The sequence below is a fragment of the Escherichia sp. 93.1518 genome (assembly GCF_013368915.2).
Classification (GTDB): Bacteria; Pseudomonadota; Gammaproteobacteria; order Enterobacterales; family Enterobacteriaceae; genus Escherichia; species Escherichia ruysiae.
Genome location: NZ_JABWMT020000020.1, coordinates 36,990 through 53,425, shown reverse-complemented (window position 1 = coordinate 53,425; position 16,436 = coordinate 36,990). Strand labels below are relative to the sequence as shown.

17 protein-coding genes are annotated in these 16,436 nt (G+C 49.9%); 4 read left to right on the top strand and 13 right to left on the bottom strand.

Features of this window, described 5'->3' with window-relative positions:
- Positions 1-30 precede the first annotated feature (30 nt).
- Together citR and dsbG are read right to left on the bottom strand one after the other, a co-directional pair.
- Positions 31-936: a DNA-binding transcriptional repressor CitR gene (gene citR / locus HEN21_RS15375; protein ID WP_000002458.1), complete on the bottom strand. Its 906-nt coding sequence runs from the start codon at positions 934-936 to the stop codon at positions 31-33.
- 208 nt (positions 937-1,144) lie between these two features.
- Positions 1,145-1,891 (bottom strand): thiol:disulfide interchange protein DsbG, encoded by a 747-nt coding sequence (gene dsbG / locus HEN21_RS15370; protein WP_000913741.1) that lies wholly within the window; start codon positions 1,889-1,891, stop codon positions 1,145-1,147.
- A gap of 373 nt (positions 1,892-2,264) precedes the next feature.
- On the opposite strand from dsbG, the gene ahpC reads away from it, so the two are divergent.
- Positions 2,265-2,828, top strand: a complete 564-nt coding sequence (ahpC, locus tag HEN21_RS15365; RefSeq protein ID WP_000052804.1) for an alkyl hydroperoxide reductase subunit C — start codon at positions 2,265-2,267, stop codon at positions 2,826-2,828.
- A 128-nt stretch (positions 2,829-2,956) separates the two neighbouring features.
- Positions 2,957-4,522 (top strand): alkyl hydroperoxide reductase subunit F, encoded by a 1,566-nt coding sequence (gene ahpF, locus HEN21_RS15360; protein ID WP_105282573.1) that lies wholly within the window; start codon positions 2,957-2,959, stop codon positions 4,520-4,522.
- A gap of 119 nt (positions 4,523-4,641) precedes the next feature.
- Here ahpF and uspG read toward each other — a convergent pair whose 3' ends face one another.
- The 11 genes from uspG to citC form a co-directional block, all read right to left on the bottom strand.
- Positions 4,642-5,070, bottom strand: coding sequence for a universal stress protein UspG (gene uspG / locus HEN21_RS15355; RefSeq protein ID WP_010352343.1), 429 nt, complete (start codon positions 5,068-5,070; stop codon positions 4,642-4,644).
- 123 nt (positions 5,071-5,193) lie between these two features.
- Positions 5,194-5,283, bottom strand: coding sequence for a small membrane protein YldA (yldA, locus tag HEN21_RS23455; RefSeq protein WP_016231624.1), 90 nt, complete (start codon positions 5,281-5,283; stop codon positions 5,194-5,196).
- A 142-nt stretch (positions 5,284-5,425) separates the two neighbouring features.
- Entirely contained in the window at positions 5,426-5,836 is a 411-nt protein-coding gene (gene rnk, locus HEN21_RS15350) for a nucleoside diphosphate kinase regulator (protein ID WP_016159108.1), read from the bottom strand.
- Positions 5,837-6,064: 228 nt separating this feature from the next.
- On the bottom strand, positions 6,065-6,871 hold the full coding sequence (gene rna / locus HEN21_RS15345; RefSeq protein ID WP_010355769.1) for a ribonuclease I: 807 nt from the start codon (positions 6,869-6,871) through the stop codon (positions 6,065-6,067).
- A gap of 113 nt (positions 6,872-6,984) precedes the next feature.
- The gene (citT, locus tag HEN21_RS15340; RefSeq protein WP_000050310.1) at positions 6,985-8,448 is read right to left on the bottom strand and encodes a citrate/succinate antiporter CitT; all 1,464 of its coding nucleotides are present in this window, start codon (positions 8,446-8,448) and stop codon (positions 6,985-6,987) included.
- A gap of 50 nt (positions 8,449-8,498) precedes the next feature.
- Complete coding sequence (gene citG, locus HEN21_RS15335) at positions 8,499-9,377, bottom strand: triphosphoribosyl-dephospho-CoA synthase CitG (RefSeq protein WP_000062486.1); 879 nt, start codon at positions 9,375-9,377, stop codon at positions 8,499-8,501.
- Complete coding sequence (gene citX / locus HEN21_RS15330) at positions 9,352-9,903, bottom strand: citrate lyase holo-[acyl-carrier protein] synthase (protein WP_000550395.1); 552 nt, start codon at positions 9,901-9,903, stop codon at positions 9,352-9,354. The genes citG and citX overlap by 26 nt, the downstream gene beginning before the upstream one ends.
- Before the next feature lie 3 nt (positions 9,904-9,906).
- Positions 9,907-11,439 (bottom strand): citrate lyase subunit alpha, encoded by a 1,533-nt coding sequence (gene citF / locus HEN21_RS15325; protein WP_176251616.1) that lies wholly within the window; start codon positions 11,437-11,439, stop codon positions 9,907-9,909.
- Between the two features lie 10 nt (positions 11,440-11,449).
- Entirely contained in the window at positions 11,450-12,358 is a 909-nt protein-coding gene (citE, locus tag HEN21_RS15320) for a citrate (pro-3S)-lyase subunit beta (protein ID WP_000622357.1), read from the bottom strand.
- Positions 12,355-12,651 (bottom strand): citrate lyase acyl carrier protein, encoded by a 297-nt coding sequence (gene citD / locus HEN21_RS15315; RefSeq protein WP_000700703.1) that lies wholly within the window; start codon positions 12,649-12,651, stop codon positions 12,355-12,357. The genes citE and citD overlap by 4 nt, the downstream gene beginning before the upstream one ends.
- 14 nt (positions 12,652-12,665) lie before the next feature.
- On the bottom strand, positions 12,666-13,724 hold the full coding sequence (citC, locus tag HEN21_RS15310; RefSeq protein WP_176251615.1) for a [citrate (pro-3S)-lyase] ligase: 1,059 nt from the start codon (positions 13,722-13,724) through the stop codon (positions 12,666-12,668).
- Between the two features lie 378 nt (positions 13,725-14,102).
- Here citC and dpiB point away from each other — a divergent pair, with 378 nt between their 5' ends.
- A complete protein-coding gene (dpiB, locus tag HEN21_RS15305; protein ID WP_016235164.1) occupies positions 14,103-15,761 on the top strand; it encodes a sensor histidine kinase DpiB in 1,659 nt (552 codons plus the stop codon).
- Positions 15,730-16,410 (top strand): two-component response regulator DpiA, encoded by a 681-nt coding sequence (gene dpiA / locus HEN21_RS15300; protein ID WP_000126492.1) that lies wholly within the window; start codon positions 15,730-15,732, stop codon positions 16,408-16,410. The genes dpiB and dpiA overlap by 32 nt, the downstream gene beginning before the upstream one ends.
- Positions 16,411-16,436: the final 26 nt, after the last annotated feature.

Genomic DNA, 16,436 nt, shown 5'->3' with positions numbered 1-16,436 from the left:
AAGACGAATATTATCCATGCCGGCAGATGTTTAACATAAGTTGTCATTCAAACGATCAATAAAACGAGAGAAACTCAGGTTGTTTAATGATGATTTATTATAGGAAATATAAAGTGTATTAGACGGTAGATTCTGTTCTATCTTTATTTGTTTTAATTGAAGGTTTTTTTGATAGCTACGATATAATTCGAAGGGCACAATGCCCAGTAAATCGGTAACCGCAATAGTATTGACAATAGTAAACAGTGAAGAGCTACGGAATGCTATTTTTCGGTTTGTAAGAATCGCTTCTATTTCCATCTGAAAATCTTCAAGGCCAGGTGCTTTCGATGTCAGAGAAGTGAACTCTTCATCAAGAATTTCTTCGCGGCTACTGTGTTCCGTTATTCTCGGATGGGATGCGCTACAGATAAGCGTGTTTCGTATCGACTGAAAAGGCATACAGCTTACCGAGCGACTGATGACCGGCATTAATGTGATGACCAGATCTGCTTTGCGATAAGTCAATAAATCTTCGGCGCTTTCTGCTGACATCATGATGTCATGATGTTCAATTTCTACGGCTGTATCTTGTCGCAGACATCCGATCAAGAGGCTACTGTTGGTTGAAGAGATGAGTTGCGGGCCATAAATAATAAATTTTTTCTTCAGTTCTGCTTTATTGACAATGTTGATTGTTTGCTCAAGGTTCTTGAGATTTTTCTCAAGGTGATGATGCAAATTTAACCCTGTCGTTGTTGGTGCAATACCTTTCCCGGAGCGAATAAATAAGGGGTCATTAAATTGTGCACGTAGACGTTGTAAAGACTGACTCACCGCAGAAGGGGTTATATATAACGATTCTGCGGCCTTGCTAATGCTAAGATGTTGGTATATGCATTCAAAAATGACAAGCAAGTTCAAATCGAATTTTTTTAAGTCGTAAAGATTAGCCATGATGCGCTCCATTCATATGCTTGTTCTCATAATATTCATCAAGTCAATGATATGGCTTTATGTATTTATATATATTATGTTGTTTTACTTAATTTACGATTAAGTTTTTCTAAAATACCATAGTTGATATGAGCGGGGTGAACAATACTTGCGATTTTATGGATAACTGAAAAGGAGTGAACAATTTCAGCTATCCATACAATGAATGTTATTTATTTCCCATAATAATATTTAAGGTCTTTTGATCCGGTAATCCGACAGCCTGCTGCAATGTGTTCTCTGGACTCATGTAATAAATCGCAGGTGTGACATTTGCACCCAGTTCGTCCATCAACGCCTCATTGGCACTTAGAATCTTCATCTGTTCCGGGCCCACGCTCCCGGAGAGGTTCAGCTTTAACTTGCCGCCTGATGCTTCATACTCTTGCCACGTTTTTGCCGGATCCTTAGACGCAAGGATTGCCGCCGCAGTTGCTGGGCTTTCGGGTTTTATCACGCCAACCAGTAGGGTACGGATTTGTACTTTACCGGCATCAACCCATGGGCGCGCTTGTTGCCAGAATTGTTTGCAATACGGACAGAAAGGATCGGCAAAAACATAAACCACGACTGGTGCATCTTTTTTACCGTCAAGTAACCAGCTTGATTGTTCCATGCGTTGCCACATTTCGCGTCCGGCAGGTGCGTAAATCTCTTTTTCAATAAGGGCGTTACTGAGGTTCTCTCCCTTTTCGTTGTACATATAGCCAGATATGGCATGTTTGCCGTCGGGCGTAAGGTAGATAGTGACTCCCATGTCCTGATATTTCCCCAGATAACCTTTCATGCCGCCAGGTGCATCGAACGATTTGATAATCGTAATCCCCTGTTTTTCAATCGCTTTAACGGGTGCAGGAAGCTCTTCGGCGTAAGCAAATCCAGGGAGTAGGGTAAACAAAATTATCTTTTTTAACATTGCTTTGTCCTTTTCGTTCAGTGCAAATACACAATAAAAGGCTTAACCTATCACTGTCATAGTTAAGACCTTATGTCAGATGATTGCCCTTTGTTTATGAGGGTGTTGTAATCCCTCTCGTCGTTGCGATCATCATTGCAACACCGCAGCCTGTTGAACAGGCGCTGAAGATACCAAAGGGTAGTTCAGGTTATGCGGTCACCTGGAAAGGGGACCCTTTTTACTTTTTATCGCCGCTGGCGGTGCAAAGTTCACAAAGTTGTCTTACGAAGGTTGTAAGGTAAAACTTATCGATTTGATAATGGAAACGCATTAGCCGAATCGGCAAAAATTGGTTACCTTACATCACATCGAAAACACGGAGGAAGTATAGATGTCCTTGATTAACACCAAAATTAAACCTTTTAAAAACCAGGCATTCAAAAACGGCGAATTCGTTGAAATCACCGAAAAAGATACCGAAGGCCGCTGGAGCGTCTTCTTCTTCTACCCGGCTGACTTTACTTTCGTATGCCCGACCGAACTGGGCGACGTTGCTGACCACTACGAAGAACTGCAGAAACTGGGCGTAGACGTATACGCAGTATCTACCGATACTCACTTCACCCACAAAGCATGGCACAGCAGCTCTGAAACCATCGCTAAAATCAAATATGCGATGATCGGCGACCCTACTGGCGCCCTGACCCGTAACTTCGACAACATGCGTGAAGATGAAGGTCTGGCTGACCGTGCTACCTTCGTTGTTGACCCGCAAGGTATCATCCAGGCTATCGAAGTTACCGCTGAAGGCATTGGCCGTGACGCGTCTGACCTGCTGCGTAAAATCAAAGCAGCACAGTACGTGGCTTCTCACCCAGGTGAAGTTTGCCCGGCTAAATGGAAAGAAGGTGAAGCAACTCTGGCTCCGTCCCTGGACCTGGTTGGTAAAATCTAAGTTCCGCAATCGCGTAATTAATCGGGTGCTGCGGCACCCGATTTTCTTCCCCGCACCATGATGCAAGCTGCATCCAGGTAGCCGATGAGGCCGCTTGCATGATGATGTTTAAAGCCCAGGAGATAAACATGCTCGACACAAATATGAAAACTCAACTCAAGGCTTACCTTGAGAAATTGACAAAGCCTGTTGAGTTAATTGCCACGCTGGATGACAGCGCAAAATCGGCAGAAATCAAGGAACTGTTGGCTGAGATCGCAGAACTGTCAGACAAAGTCACCTTTAAAGAAGATAACAGCTTGCCGGTGCGTAAACCGTCATTCCTGATCACCAATCCAGGTTCCAACCAAGGGCCGCGTTTTGCAGGTTCCCCGCTGGGTCACGAGTTTACCTCGCTGGTACTGGCGCTGCTGTGGACCGGTGGTCATCCGTCGAAAGAAGCGCAGTCTCTGCTGGAGCAGATTCGCCATATTGATGGTGATTTTGAATTCGAAACCTATTACTCGCTCTCTTGCCACAACTGCCCGGACGTGGTGCAGGCGCTGAACCTGATGAGCGTACTGAACCCGCGCATTAAGCACACGGCGATTGATGGCGGTACGTTCCAGAACGAAATCACCGATCGCAACGTGATGGGCGTTCCGGCTGTGTTCGTGAATGGTAAAGAGTTTGGTCAGGGTCGCATGACTATTTCCGAAATCGTCGCCAAAATTGATACTGGCGCGGAAAAACGTGCGGCAGAAGAGCTGAACAAGCGTGATGCTTATGACGTATTAATCGTCGGTTCCGGCCCGGCGGGTGCAGCGGCGGCCATTTATTCCGCACGTAAAGGCATTCGTACCGGTCTGATGGGCGAACGCTTTGGCGGTCAGATCCTCGATACTGTTGATATCGAAAACTACATTTCTGTACCGAAGACCGAAGGGCAGAAGCTGGCAGGTGCACTGAAAGTTCACGTTGATGAATACGACGTTGATGTAATCGACAGCCAGAGCGCGAGCAAACTAATCCCGGCAGCAGTTGAAGGCGGCCTGCATCAGATTGAAACAGCTTCCGGCGCGGTACTGAAGGCACGCAGCATTATCGTGGCGACCGGTGCAAAATGGCGCAACATGAACGTTCCGGGCGAAGATCAGTATCGCACCAAAGGCGTGACTTATTGTCCACACTGCGACGGCCCGCTGTTTAAAGGCAAACGCGTAGCGGTCATCGGCGGCGGTAACTCCGGTGTCGAAGCGGCAATCGATCTGGCAGGTATTGTTGAACACGTAACCCTGCTTGAGTTTGCTCCAGAAATGAAGGCAGACCAGGTATTGCAGGACAAACTGCGCAGCCTGAAAAACGTCGATATTATTCTGAACGCGCAAACCACTGAAGTAAAAGGTGACGGCAGCAAAGTTGTTGGTCTGGAATACCGTGACCGTGTGAGCGGCGATATTCACAACATCGAACTGGCCGGTATTTTCGTCCAGATCGGTCTGCTGCCGAACACTAACTGGCTGGAAGGCGCAGTAGAACGTAACCGCATGGGTGAGGTAATCATCGATGCGAAATGCGAAACCAACATTAAAGGTGTGTTTGCTGCCGGAGACTGTACGACTGTTCCGTACAAGCAGATCATCATCGCCACTGGCGAAGGTGCTAAAGCCTCTCTGAGTGCCTTTGACTACCTGATTCGCACCAAAACCGCATAAGAAGAAGTAAGATTCACCTGCAATTGTTAGCCGCCGGGGTCAAACCTGGCGGCTTTTTTTCGTTATAAAAAAACCTGCCGGGATTGCTCCGGGCAGGGCATCATAAATACGTTAATCTGTTAACGAACGACTAATACAGGCAGATTAGCATGGCGGATCACGCTGGAAGCGTTAGAACCTAACAGATGGGTTGAAATTGATGGATTACGCGAACCGATAACCACTACATCTGCATTCAGTTCTTTGGCTAACTCGTTCACCTCATCCCGCACGCTACCAAAGCGGACATGTGGTTTGATACGGGAGGGATCAATATTGAAATGACCAACCATTGTCTGTAGGCGTTCTTCCGCCTCATGTTGCAAATGCTCTTCGAAACGACGCACATCGGCAGCAAAACGGTGCAGACTAAGGCTTGCGGCGCCAGGTAATACATGGAGTAAATGAATTACACCATCATCCTGGGCGAGAAATTCAGCATGACGAACGGCTTTGTCGCTTAATTCCATTTCAAATACGTCTACCGGCATAATGATTGTTTTGTACATAAGCATTCTCTCCTTGCTGTTGCATGAATACATAACATCACATTATTGATTGCAGTTCTGTGATTTGCGACGTTGATTTTATATCTATTAAATATTGATTGGTAAAATATATTCACATAAACACTACCAGTGTTGCTCAAGGTATAGCACCGCGACAACGAGTATTGCCGCGATGAAAATATAAAGCACTGTAATACCAAGAGCTTCACTCATAATGGAGTCCGCAGGTTGATAACTTGTTCAGATTAGAACGTAGCGGGGAAGAGCAAAATGATAAGTCTGGTTGATATTTGAACAGAAAGAGGATGCGGATGCATCCTCTGGGCAAAGCGAGTAAACGCTTGTGCAGATGGGATTAAAGCAGGTAGTCGCCAGCGGCTTCAGGCTGGTATTCGAGTTCCAGCACTTCAAGGTGGGTTGCGGTGCCGCCCGGAAGTTCCCAGTGAATGGTATCGCCAACGCGAAGTCCCAGCAGTGCGGCACCCACCGGAGCCATCACGGAAAGCTGAGTATTGCTGTCGGTCATTTTGGCCGGATACACCAGCGTGCGCACACGCACTTCGCCATCGCTAAGATTGCGGAATTTAACCCGGCTGTTCATCGTCACCACGTCGTGTGGCATCTCTTCTGGTGAACACATTTGGGCGCGATCCAACTCTGCGTTTAACGCGTCGGCGATTGGCAAACCGGCATAGGCGGGTTGCTCCAGCAGAATATCGATGCGTTCGGCATCCAGGTCGTTAATGATGATAGTTGGTCTGGACATTTTTACTCCATGTCGTCGGTACTGCGAGTGTCGCAGATAAACATACCCAAAAGAAAACCCTCACCGTCAGGCGGCGAGGGTTTAACTCATATGATGATACTGACTGTTGCTCACTCTTTGAAGTGATATACGTCACATTCAGGTAATTCCTCAATGCAGCGCATTATGTATATATATTAATCATCATGTTTTATGTAAAACGCGCTACACGTTTTACAGATCTGATCATTAATAACCCGCTTTATCAATCACAAAGGCTTTGCCACAGTTGCCAGGGTGTGGTTGTGGTAAGAATGAGTTTGCTGAGAGTGGTGCGTTGATGGCGTCAGCTTTTATCGAAATCTGGATTTCAGTCAAATACGCCGGGTTACCCTGGCACGTTAACTTGACTGCTTTGACGTTCTCTTTCCCCCAACTTTTGGCAAAGGCGGCGTCAAAGTCACTGCGGCTCACGGTTTTTCCGTAGTTATCCGCGAGGAATTTTCCGGCTGCGCTCTCTTTAATTTCTTGATTCAGACGCACCATCGTGCCGAAATAAGCATCCGGGTCAAAACCAAAACAGGCACCATGTTTCGCGTATTCGTAACGTTCCAGACAAGAGCGTCCGCCAGCCCCCGGCATAACTTCACTCAGTTTAGCTGCGGTTTCCAGCGATAACCCGGTTTCCGGTGAGGAACACATCCGGCTGGCGCGAGCTTCCGGCAAGTTCGGGATTGGACGAGTGGCGCAGCCGAAGCGCATCCAGCGGCGTTCATCAACGCCACGCGCTGCAACTGATTTTGGCAACCCCGGCCACAGACCATGAACGGTCAGAAAATCGGCTTTGTTGGTCGTTTCGGTTTGCAGGCGACATTCATCCCGTTCGTTACGATTTCGATCGTGCTGGCTCTGGCAAAATCCTGTTTGCCAGGAGAGAGCCAGGACATAGCGGTCAAAATCGCCATACTGTTTTGCCTGCAACGCAGCGGCGTTGACAGAAGATAAGGGGAGCAGAGAAGCCGCCAGTAAAGCGGCGTTACGCCAGAATGCTTTCATAATGGGTGTGGGACTCATACATACACTGAATACTATCTATTAAATCATAAAAAAGCCCGCCAGGTGGGGTTACCTGGCGGGCGTGATGATTTATTCAGCGTTTGACGAACGTATTAGTTCCACATGGCGAGAATCGGCCAGCCTACCAGAAGCAGCATGGCAATATAAATCACCCCGAAGATAGCGCCAAGACGCCAGTAATCTTTCGATTTCACATAGCCGCAGCCGTAAATAATAACCCCTGGACCGGTTGCATATGGCGTCAGGCAGCCCATGATACCGATAGACAGAACCAGCAGGATACACAGTTGTTCCATCGGTACGCCCGGAATACCTTTACCGACGGCCAGAATGACCGGCAGCATGGTTGCGGTATGCGCAGAGAGGCTGGCAAACAGGTAGTGTGCAAAGTAGAAGACCAGAACCAGTACAATCACTGTGGCGTTTGGTGAGAAGCCTTCCAGGTGAGTACTCATGGTGCTGGCGAACCAGTCGATAAAGCCAGAACGGGTCAGGCCATTAGCCATAACAACCAGTGTTGCCAGGTTGACCAGCGTGTTCCATGCGCTGTTATAGCGGGTAATGTCTTTCCACGGCACAACGTGCAGCGCCAGCATCAGCGAAACCGCCAGCAGGCCAACTGCAGTGGCGTTAATGACTTCACTACCAAATACCCACAAACCTAAGCTGAGCAGAACAAGACCAATCAGCGTCCACTCTCTGCGTGTCAGCGCACCCATGGTTTTTAGTTCATCACCCGCCCAGGTTGCCACTTCTTCACTGTGTGTGATTTCCGGTTTGTACAGCACGTAGGAAAGCCACGGCGCAATGATAAGTAAGATAACCCCAACTGGCAGGAAGCAGAGGAACCACTGCAACCAGCTAATCTGGATACCGGCAATTTTGCTGACGAACTCCAGACCCAGCACGTTTGGTGCTGCACCGGTGACAAACATGGAGGAACTCAGACTGGTACTGATGACCATCATCCACATTAAATAACCGCCAATGCGACGTGCAGACGGATCGTTCGGGAATGATTTAAACAGCGGCGGCAGGTTTTTAATGACCGGGAAAACCGTACCCCCGGTACGTGCGGTGTTAGACGGTGTAAACGGAGCCAGCAGAATGTCGATAATGACAATTGCATAACCCAACGTCAGCGTGCGTTTACCCATGAATTTTACCAGGAAAAGGGCAATACGACGGCCTAATCCGGAAACTTCATACCCTAATGCAAAGATAAATGCGCCAAATACCAGCCAGACAGTGGTACTGGAAAAACCAGCCAGTCCCCATTTCAGCGCCTGTTTTTGGGCATTAAAAGCGGGGTCAGCTAATTCTTTGGCGTCAAAGAGCAGGTAATTACTGCCAATAACGCAAATAGTCACTGCAATAAAACTGATCGCTGTTGCCGGAATTGGCTCGAGGATCATGCCGACAATCATTGCCACAAACACGGCGAAGTAATGCCATGCCTGCGGCGGCATACCGTCGGGTACAGGGATAAGAAACATGACGCCCATCACCACCAGTGGGGCCAATAATTTCCATATCTTATCTTTTGCTAAAGACATACGGGTTCTCCGAAAATTAATATTTCCAAATTTATCAAGTGCTTAAATTTTTAAATCTGTGCTAAAAACCAGGTAAGAATCAGCAGGTCGGCGCTGCCGCCTGGACTGAGATTTCGTTCGATACACTCCCTGTCGAACTGCCGGAGATAATCGAGATCGGCGGGGGTTCGGATGCCCCCTTTTTGCAATAATGTTTGCGCCTCGCGCTGTAGCCAGCGCAGGCCCCCTTCGCCACCGCGCGATGCGACGTTGGTATCGCCGTTAATCGCCATCAGTAGGAGCAAGGTATCGAGCAATGCCAGTTCAGGATCCAGCCCCTGATCCAGCAGAGTGAGGTAATGCGGGAGGGCGCGGTTGATAACCAGCGGGTAGCCCGCTTCGGCTTCACCGCGCGCACCGGTAAGGCCAAGTTGCTGATATAACCGTTGGCCTGCCGTCAGTTGTGGATTATTGGTGCGCAGTTCGCGATCGGTCAGACCACGGCAAAAACTGGCTGCCGTCGCACAAACGGTTTTGGGCGTTACCGGCTGGTTGAGCTGAAGCAAACGACCAATTGCCGCACACATCAGCCCTAAAGAAAAAATACTGCCTTTATGGGTGTTTACACCTGCGGTAGCGCGGAACATATCGCCTTCGCAGGCCATACCAATTGGGCGTAATCCGCTGAGTACCGATTCTGGTGCCATTTCTGCACTACAGGCACCAAATTCAATGAAACGTGGTAACCAGCCCTGAATCGCCAGCGCGCTACGGTGGAAATCCTCCAGCGACATATCTTTGTGCGCACCGCAGTTAATGCGATCCACGAGACCGGGTTTCGGTGACAGATTGACTTCAGTCAGCATGGCGCGCCAGCCCAGAAGGGCATAGTCATTGATTAATGACGTCGCAAGCTTTGTGGTTTTAGTTGACGTTGCAGGCATCGACATCGTTCAGCAGCGCCTCCATACGGTTGAGTAAATCGGTCAGTTGATGCGTTTTTCCACGCGCACAAACAGCCGCACTTTGCTCGCATAACAGGCAGCGGCGAGGCGGCAGCGAATAATCGCGGCGGGAGAGAATTTCGCCTTCGGGCGTCAGGACATCGATATCCCACAAACGCCCGAGAGCATGACTATGCTCAAGCTCAATGGTTGCGAGCTTGAGGTCGCGAGCCGGTGCGGCAATGCTCAACATGCCCTCCGGCCCGCTGGCGGAAACCAGTGCAGCCTGCTCCTGAATTTGCCAGCCCTGTTTTGCGGCTAAAGCACGCAGGGCAGTCACGCCATGATTAAAAATCCGGCGTGTGACCTCGCTGTCTTTAACCGGCCCAGGCGCAACCACGGTAAAGGAGACCAGTGGAACAGGATGGCGCTTGAGCCAGGCGTGTTGCCGTGCTTGCCTTTCATCCCGGCTGATGAGCAACTCGGGAATCGAAACCGCATGGTGGCTGGCGAGTTCAGGGAGCAGGTGCATGGCTTATTCCTTCACCTGATGTACAACATCAATCACCGAGCCATCGCGGTAACGCACGACGGCAACGACGCGGTCGGTGAATTCAATCGGCTGTGGTTCACCGGTCAGCAGACGCGCGCGTTCGCGCAGCCACTCAATGGAAACCACTTTAATGCCCGCCTCCTGCAGACGCTCTGCCAGTTCAGGACGTGCCGGGTTAACTGCGATACCGTGGTCGGTAACCAGGATATCGATGCTGGAACCCGGGGTGATGCAGGTCAGCACGTTATCCACCAGGGTCGGAATACGACCGCGCACCAGCGGTGCGACGATGATGGAAAGGGCGGATGCAATCGCGGTATCGCAGTGACCACCGGAAGCGCCACGCAGTACGCCGTCAGATCCAGTCAGCACGTTGACGTTGAACTGGGTGTCAATTTCCAGTGCGCTCAGTACCACCACGTCGAGACGATCAACCGATGCGCCTTTCGAACCCCAGTTGGCGTACTGGTTGGCGCTGATTTCGATGTGATTCGGGTTACGTGCCAGCGATTGCGCAGCGTGGCTGTCAAAGCTCTGTACATCCAGCAGTTTGCGGATCAGCCCTTTTTCATGCAGATCAACCATCGTTGCGGTAATACCGCCGAGGGCGAAGTCGGCGCGAATATCGCGGCTACGCATTTTGTCTTCCAGGAAACGGGTGACTGCCAGCGAAGCGCCGCCGGTGCCGGTCTGCATGGAAAAACCTTCTTTGAAGTAGCCGGAGTTGACAATCACATCCGCTGCGCTGCGGGCAATCAGCAGTTCGCGCGGGTTAGTGGTCATACGGGTCGCGCCTGCGCCGATTTTTGCGGCATCACCAACGCGATCGACTTTGACGATCAGATCGACCTGATCCTGTTCAATACTGGCCGGGTTATGCGGATAAGGCAGCAGTTCTTCGGTGAGCATCACGACTTGTTTTGCGTTGTCGGCATCGACCATCGCATAGCCGAGAGAACCGCAGCAGGCTTTACCGGTGTAGCCGTTGGCATTACCAAATTCGTCGCAGGACGGGACGCCGAGGAAAGCCACGTCGATATTCAGTTCACCGCTCTGTACCAGATGCACACGACCACCGTGAGAGTGGATTTGTACCGGTTCAGCCAGCAGACCACGGGAAATTTCTTCCGCCAGTGGGCCGCGCAGACCAGAGGTATAAATGCGGGTGACCACACCCTGACGAATATGTTCTACCAGCGGCGCATGGCAGTCGCTCAAAGAGCTGGACGCCAGTGTCAGGTTTTTAAAGCCCATCTTCGCGATGACGTCCATCACCATATTGACGGTCAGGTCACCGCCACGGAAAGCGTGGTGGAAGGAGACGGTCATGCCGTCCTTTAAACCAGAACGACGAATAGCGTCTTCCAGGTTGGCGCACAGTTTGCGATCGCGCGCTTTTTCAGCCTGGTAGGTTTGCTTTGGCGAGTTCTGGAAAGCGGCAAGATCGCATTCAGTGCGACGATTCCAGGCCGCTACCCGTTCTTGTCGTTGAGATTGTTCAATTTTCTGCGTCATTTTGATTGCCTTATTCTTCGCGGATGCCGGAAAGTTCTGCGCGGGAGAGCACCAGACGGGCACGATCGATAACCGGACCGTCAACCATCTTGCCGTTCAGGGAAACCACGCCGAGGCCTTCGCGAGCGGCGGCTTCAGCGGCTTCTACGACGCGGCGTGCGTGATCCACTTCTTTCTGGGTTGGTGCGTAGAGGTTGTGCAGCAGATCAATCTGACGCGGGTTGATCAGCGATTTGCCATCAAAGCCCAGCTGTTTGATATGTGCAGCTTCTTGCAGGAATCCGGCTTCATTGTTAGCGTCGGAATAGACCGTATCGAACGCCTGGATACCGGCAGAGCGCGCGGCCTGCAAAATGGAGCAGCGAGCGAACAGCAGTTCCGTACCTTCCGGTGAGCGTTCTGTACGCAGGTTGCGCACGTAGTCTTCCGCACCCAGCGCGATACCGATTAAACGTTCAGATGCGTGAGCGATTTCTACCGCACGGGTAATACCCAGCGGAGATTCAATCGCTGCCAGCAAACCGGTGCTGCCAGGTTCACGTCCACAGGCTTTTTCAATACGCAGGATCTCTTTTTCGATATCCAGCACATCCTGAGCGGTGTCAGTTTTCGGCAGACGCACAACGTCTGCGCCACCGCGAACGACGGCTTCCAGGTCGTTAACGCCCCATTCGGAATCCAGTGCGTTTACACGCACAATGGTTTCAATGTCGCGATACAGAGGATGTTGCAGTGCGTGGTAAACCATGCGGCGAGCGGTGTCTTTTTCACGCAGCGCCACGGAGTCTTCGAGGTCAAACATCAGGGCATCTGCCGGGTAGATGAAAGAGTTGCTGACCATCGCGGCATTAGCGCCAGGCACAAACAACATGCTGCGGCGGGTGCGGGTTTTACGTTGTTGCAGCGAAGCGGAAATCATTGGCAATCCTCCCATGGCAGAGCCGGGATACCGCTGGCGCGCGCCAGCAGGGCTTCCAGTCGTGCACGTAAAATGCAGTCCAGTGCGCCTTTGTCATCGACATTCAGCTGTACGCCGCGCACGTTATAGCGGGCGAGAACGTCCAGAATGGTGGTGCGAATCGCATCGCCAAACTGTTTCTCAACGCTGCTGTTGATTTGCAGGTCGATATCCTGCGTATCGAGCGGGGCGATGCGTATCATCACATCCCCAGACTCAAGGGTGCCTGCAACGGCGGGCTGGTTTATTTTCATTTTTCACCTGTTTCTCATGCGGGGGTCTTTTGACGAGCTGCCGCGTCCTGGCGGGAGTGTTCAAGCAGATTCTGCAAGTAATGCAGCGTGGCTGCCGGAACCAGCGGCGCGATAGCCGTGAGATCGTTTTTCACCAGTAGTTGGCGTACCCGGGAAGCGGATATCGGCATCTCCTGGTAACGCAGCCGCTCAATTTCAACCAGTTCAATGGGCGGTGCGGAGATAGTCGGTGTTTCCAGCCAGTAGCGCATATCCTGGTTGTACTGGGCGGTCACGCGGCAATAAGGTTCAGTACCAACAAAGCGATGGGTAACGCCCAGTGCGGGAGCGAGGTACTGACGGAAAATCTTCAGATCAATTTCGGTGTAACAATGGTTAATGACGCTCTGTTCTTTAATGAAGTAGCAGGGGAACGTGGCGCGGGAGATGATGTATTCGGAGCCGCGATGCACGGTCAGGCGCGGAATATCGGCGGTGCCTTTCAATACCAGATCCAGCCGGTCTTCATAGGGAAAGCGCGAAGAATCTTCTTTGACTAAAAACAGATGCAGCCAGTCACACTGTGCCGCTGCTTGTTGAATCAGATAACGGTGACCGTTAGTAAAGGGATTGGCGTTCATCACAATGCAGCCAATTTTGTTCCCTTCATGACGAAGTTTTTTTAGTGACTCGGCATAGCGTTTCAGACGTGTGGCACTGTTTTCCATCAACACCATCACGCCAGGTACGCTGGTCAGCGTGTAAAAACCGCACTGGCGGAACAGCGCCTCGTATTCGGTTTTGGTATAAATAAACAGATGCGTGCTGTGTCGTTCATAGGCGAGGTTTATCAGTTCAGTGGCTAATGTCAGCGCCAGTCCTTCACCGCGAACAGATTCGCTGATAGCGACGCACTTAATAATATTTCCGGCGATTCCACCGCAAGCGATAAGCTTTTCATTGCGAGTTACGGTAATAAATACTTCGACTGTTGTGTCAACGCTCAAATCATTGTCATGCAGAAATTGGGCAATTTCTGCCATTTTTTTATTTTCTGAACGTTTTACCCGGGTGAAAATATCATTGCCGAACATAATAAGTCATATCCTGAAGGTATGTGTTGTTATCAATTTGCAATGAATGTTATTTAGTGTTGCAAGTTGGTAACCTTTTATTTTCAATTGGGAGAAAGGACTGCGAGCGAGGTATATCTGTTTCTCCTTTTGCCATACATCCTAAGGAGTATTGCGGCGTGAAATTTTGATTTATTTCACATAGAGTTAGTGGTTTTTTATTTATTTAATGGTTTTAAGTTTTTTAATTAATGTAATTGCGAATTAGTGCGTGGTTTTAAGTTATTTAATTGATTTAATGAATGATTTTTGCCACGATCATATTTGATTTTTATATATCGAGATTCAACATTTTAATCACATTCACCAAAAGACAGGGTTTACCCCGCAAGGAAAACAATGTTGCAGTTTAATGAGAATAAACAGTTTGCTTTTTTCGAACGACTGGCATTTCCGTTGCGTATCTTCCTGCTGATTCTGGTGTTCTCAATATTTGTCATCGCAGCACTGGCACAATATTTCACGGCCAGTTTTGAGGACTATTTAACGCTTCATGTGCGCGATATGGCAATGAATCAGGCGAAAATTATTGCCTCCAATGACAGCATCATCACGGCAGTTAAAACGCGTAATTACAAACGGCTGGCGACCATCGCCAATAAATTGCAAAGAGATACTGATTTCGACTACGTGGTGATAGGTGACCGCAACTCGATCCGTCTTTACCATCCTAATCCCGAGAAAATTGGTTATCCCATGCAGTTCACCAAACCCGGCGCGCTGGAGAAAGGGGAGAGCTACTTCATCACCGGGAAAGGGTCAATTGGTATGGCGATGCGTGCCAAAACACCAATCTTTGATGATGATGGCAAAGTCATCGGCGTGGTGTCGGTGGGTTACCTTGTCAGTAAAATCGATAGCTGGCGCGCCGAATTTTTATTACCAATGGCCGGCGTATTTGTCGTGCTGCTGGGTATTCTGATGCTGTTGTCGTGGTTCTTAGCCGCACATATCCGCCGCCAGATGATGGGGATGGAACCGAAGCAAATTGCGCGCGTTGTTCGTCAGCAGGAGGCGCTGTTTAGTTCGGTTTATGAAGGGCTGATTGCAGTAGACCCGCACGGTGACATAACCGCCATCAACCGTAACGCAAGAAAAATGCTGGGACTGAGTTCCCCGGGGCGGCAGTGGCTGGGCAGACCCATTGCAGAAGTGGTCAGACCCGCCGATTTCTTCACCGAGCAGATTGATGAAAAACGCCAGGATGTGGTGACAAATTTTAACGGCCTGAGCGTCATTGCTAATCGGGAGGCTATTCGTTCTGGTGATGATTTGCTGGGGGCAATTATCAGCTTTCGTAGTAAAGACGAAATTTCCACCCTTAACGCACAACTGACGCAAATTAAACAATACGTTGAAAGCCTGCGCACATTGCGTCATGAACATCTCAATTGGATGTCTACGCTCAATGGTCTGTTGCAGATGAAAGAGTATGATCGCGTGCTGGCGATGGTTCAGGGGGAGTCTCAGGCTCAGCAACAGCTTATTGACAGCCTGCGCGAAGCCTTTGCCGATCGCCAGGTGGCGGGGCTGTTGTTTGGTAAAGTACAGCGCGCCCGCGAACTGGGGCTAAAAATGACAATCGTCCCCGGTAGCCAGCTTTCTCAACTGCCGCCAGGGCTGGACAGCACTGAGTTTGCGGCGATTGTGGGCAACTTACTCGATAACGCCTTCGAAGCCAGTTTGCGCAGCGATGAAGGGAATAAGATCGTCGAATTATATTTGAGTGATGAAGGCGCTGATGTGGTGATTGAAGTCGCCGATCAGGGTTGCGGCGTCCCAGAGGCTCTGCGCGACAAAATATTTGAGCAGGGCGTCAGTACGCGTGCTGATGAACCCGGTGAGCATGGCATTGGGTTGTATCTTATTGCCAGCTATGTAACGCGCTGCGGTGGAGTTATCACTCTTGAAGAGAATGACCCCTGCGGTACTTTATTTTCAATCTATATTCCGAAAGTGAAACCTAATGACAGCTCCATTAACTCTATTGATCGTTGAGGACGAAACGCCGCTGGCAGAGATGCATGCGGAATATATTCGTCACATTCCCGGATTCAGTCAGATATTGCTGGCGGGAAACCTGGCGCAGGCCCGAATGATGATCGAGCGTTTTAAGCCGGGGCTTATCTTGCTGGATAACTATCTCCCTGACGGTAGGGGAATTAATTTACTGCATGAACTGGTGCAGGCGCATTATCCTGGTGACGTGGTGTTTACTACTGCTGCCAGCGATATGGAAACGGTGTCTGAAGCAGTACGCTGTGGTGTGTTTGATTATCTGATAAAACCAATTGCTTATGAGCGTCTGGGACAGACGTTGACCCGTTTTCGCCAGCGTAAACATATGCTGGAAAGCATTGATAGTGCCAGTCAGAAGCAAATTGATGAGATGTTTAACGCTTATGCGCGTGGCGAACCGAAGGACGATCTTCCGACTGGTATTGATGCGTTGACACTTAACGCAGTGCGGAAACTTTTCAAAGAGCCAGGTGTGCAACATACGGCGGAGACGGTAGCGCAGGCATTGACCATCAGTCGCACTACCGCCAGACGTTATCTTGAATATTGCGCCAGCCGCCATCTTATTATTGCTGAAATTGTTCACGGCAAAGTTGGCAGGCCGCAGCGCATTTACCACAGTGGCTGAAGAGAGTGCCGGAGGAAGCACGCCTC

Coding starts and splice junctions, on each gene's coding strand:
- ahpC (WP_000052804.1), top strand. CDS start 2,265: ATGTCCTTGATTAACACCAAAATTAAACCTTTTAAAAACCAGGCATTC.
- rnk (WP_016159108.1), bottom strand. CDS start 5,836: ATGTCCAGACCAACTATCATCATTAACGACCTGGATGCCGAACGCATC.
- citT (WP_000050310.1), bottom strand. CDS start 8,448: ATGTCTTTAGCAAAAGATAAGATATGGAAATTATTGGCCCCACTGGTG.
- dpiA (WP_000126492.1), top strand. CDS start 15,730: ATGACAGCTCCATTAACTCTATTGATCGTTGAGGACGAAACGCCGCTG.
- dpiB (WP_016235164.1), top strand. CDS start 14,103: ATGTTGCAGTTTAATGAGAATAAACAGTTTGCTTTTTTCGAACGACTG.
- citG (WP_000062486.1), bottom strand. CDS start 9,377: ATGTCGATGCCTGCAACGTCAACTAAAACCACAAAGCTTGCGACGTCA.
- dsbG (WP_000913741.1), bottom strand. CDS start 1,891: ATGTTAAAAAAGATAATTTTGTTTACCCTACTCCCTGGATTTGCTTAC.
- citD (WP_000700703.1), bottom strand. CDS start 12,651: ATGAAAATAAACCAGCCCGCCGTTGCAGGCACCCTTGAGTCTGGGGAT.
- citF (WP_176251616.1), bottom strand. CDS start 11,439: ATGACGCAGAAAATTGAACAATCTCAACGACAAGAACGGGTAGCGGCC.
- citC (WP_176251615.1), bottom strand. CDS start 13,724: ATGTTCGGCAATGATATTTTCACCCGGGTAAAACGTTCAGAAAATAAA.
- yldA (WP_016231624.1), bottom strand. CDS start 5,283: ATGAGTGAAGCTCTTGGTATTACAGTGCTTTATATTTTCATCGCGGCA.
- uspG (WP_010352343.1), bottom strand. CDS start 5,070: ATGTACAAAACAATCATTATGCCGGTAGACGTATTTGAAATGGAATTA.
- citR (WP_000002458.1), bottom strand. CDS start 936: ATGGCTAATCTTTACGACTTAAAAAAATTCGATTTGAACTTGCTTGTC.
- rna (WP_010355769.1), bottom strand. CDS start 6,871: ATGAAAGCATTCTGGCGTAACGCCGCTTTACTGGCGGCTTCTCTGCTC.
- citE (WP_000622357.1), bottom strand. CDS start 12,358: ATGATTTCCGCTTCGCTGCAACAACGTAAAACCCGCACCCGCCGCAGC.
- ahpF (WP_105282573.1), top strand. CDS start 2,957: ATGCTCGACACAAATATGAAAACTCAACTCAAGGCTTACCTTGAGAAA.
- citX (WP_000550395.1), bottom strand. CDS start 9,903: ATGCACCTGCTCCCTGAACTCGCCAGCCACCATGCGGTTTCGATTCCC.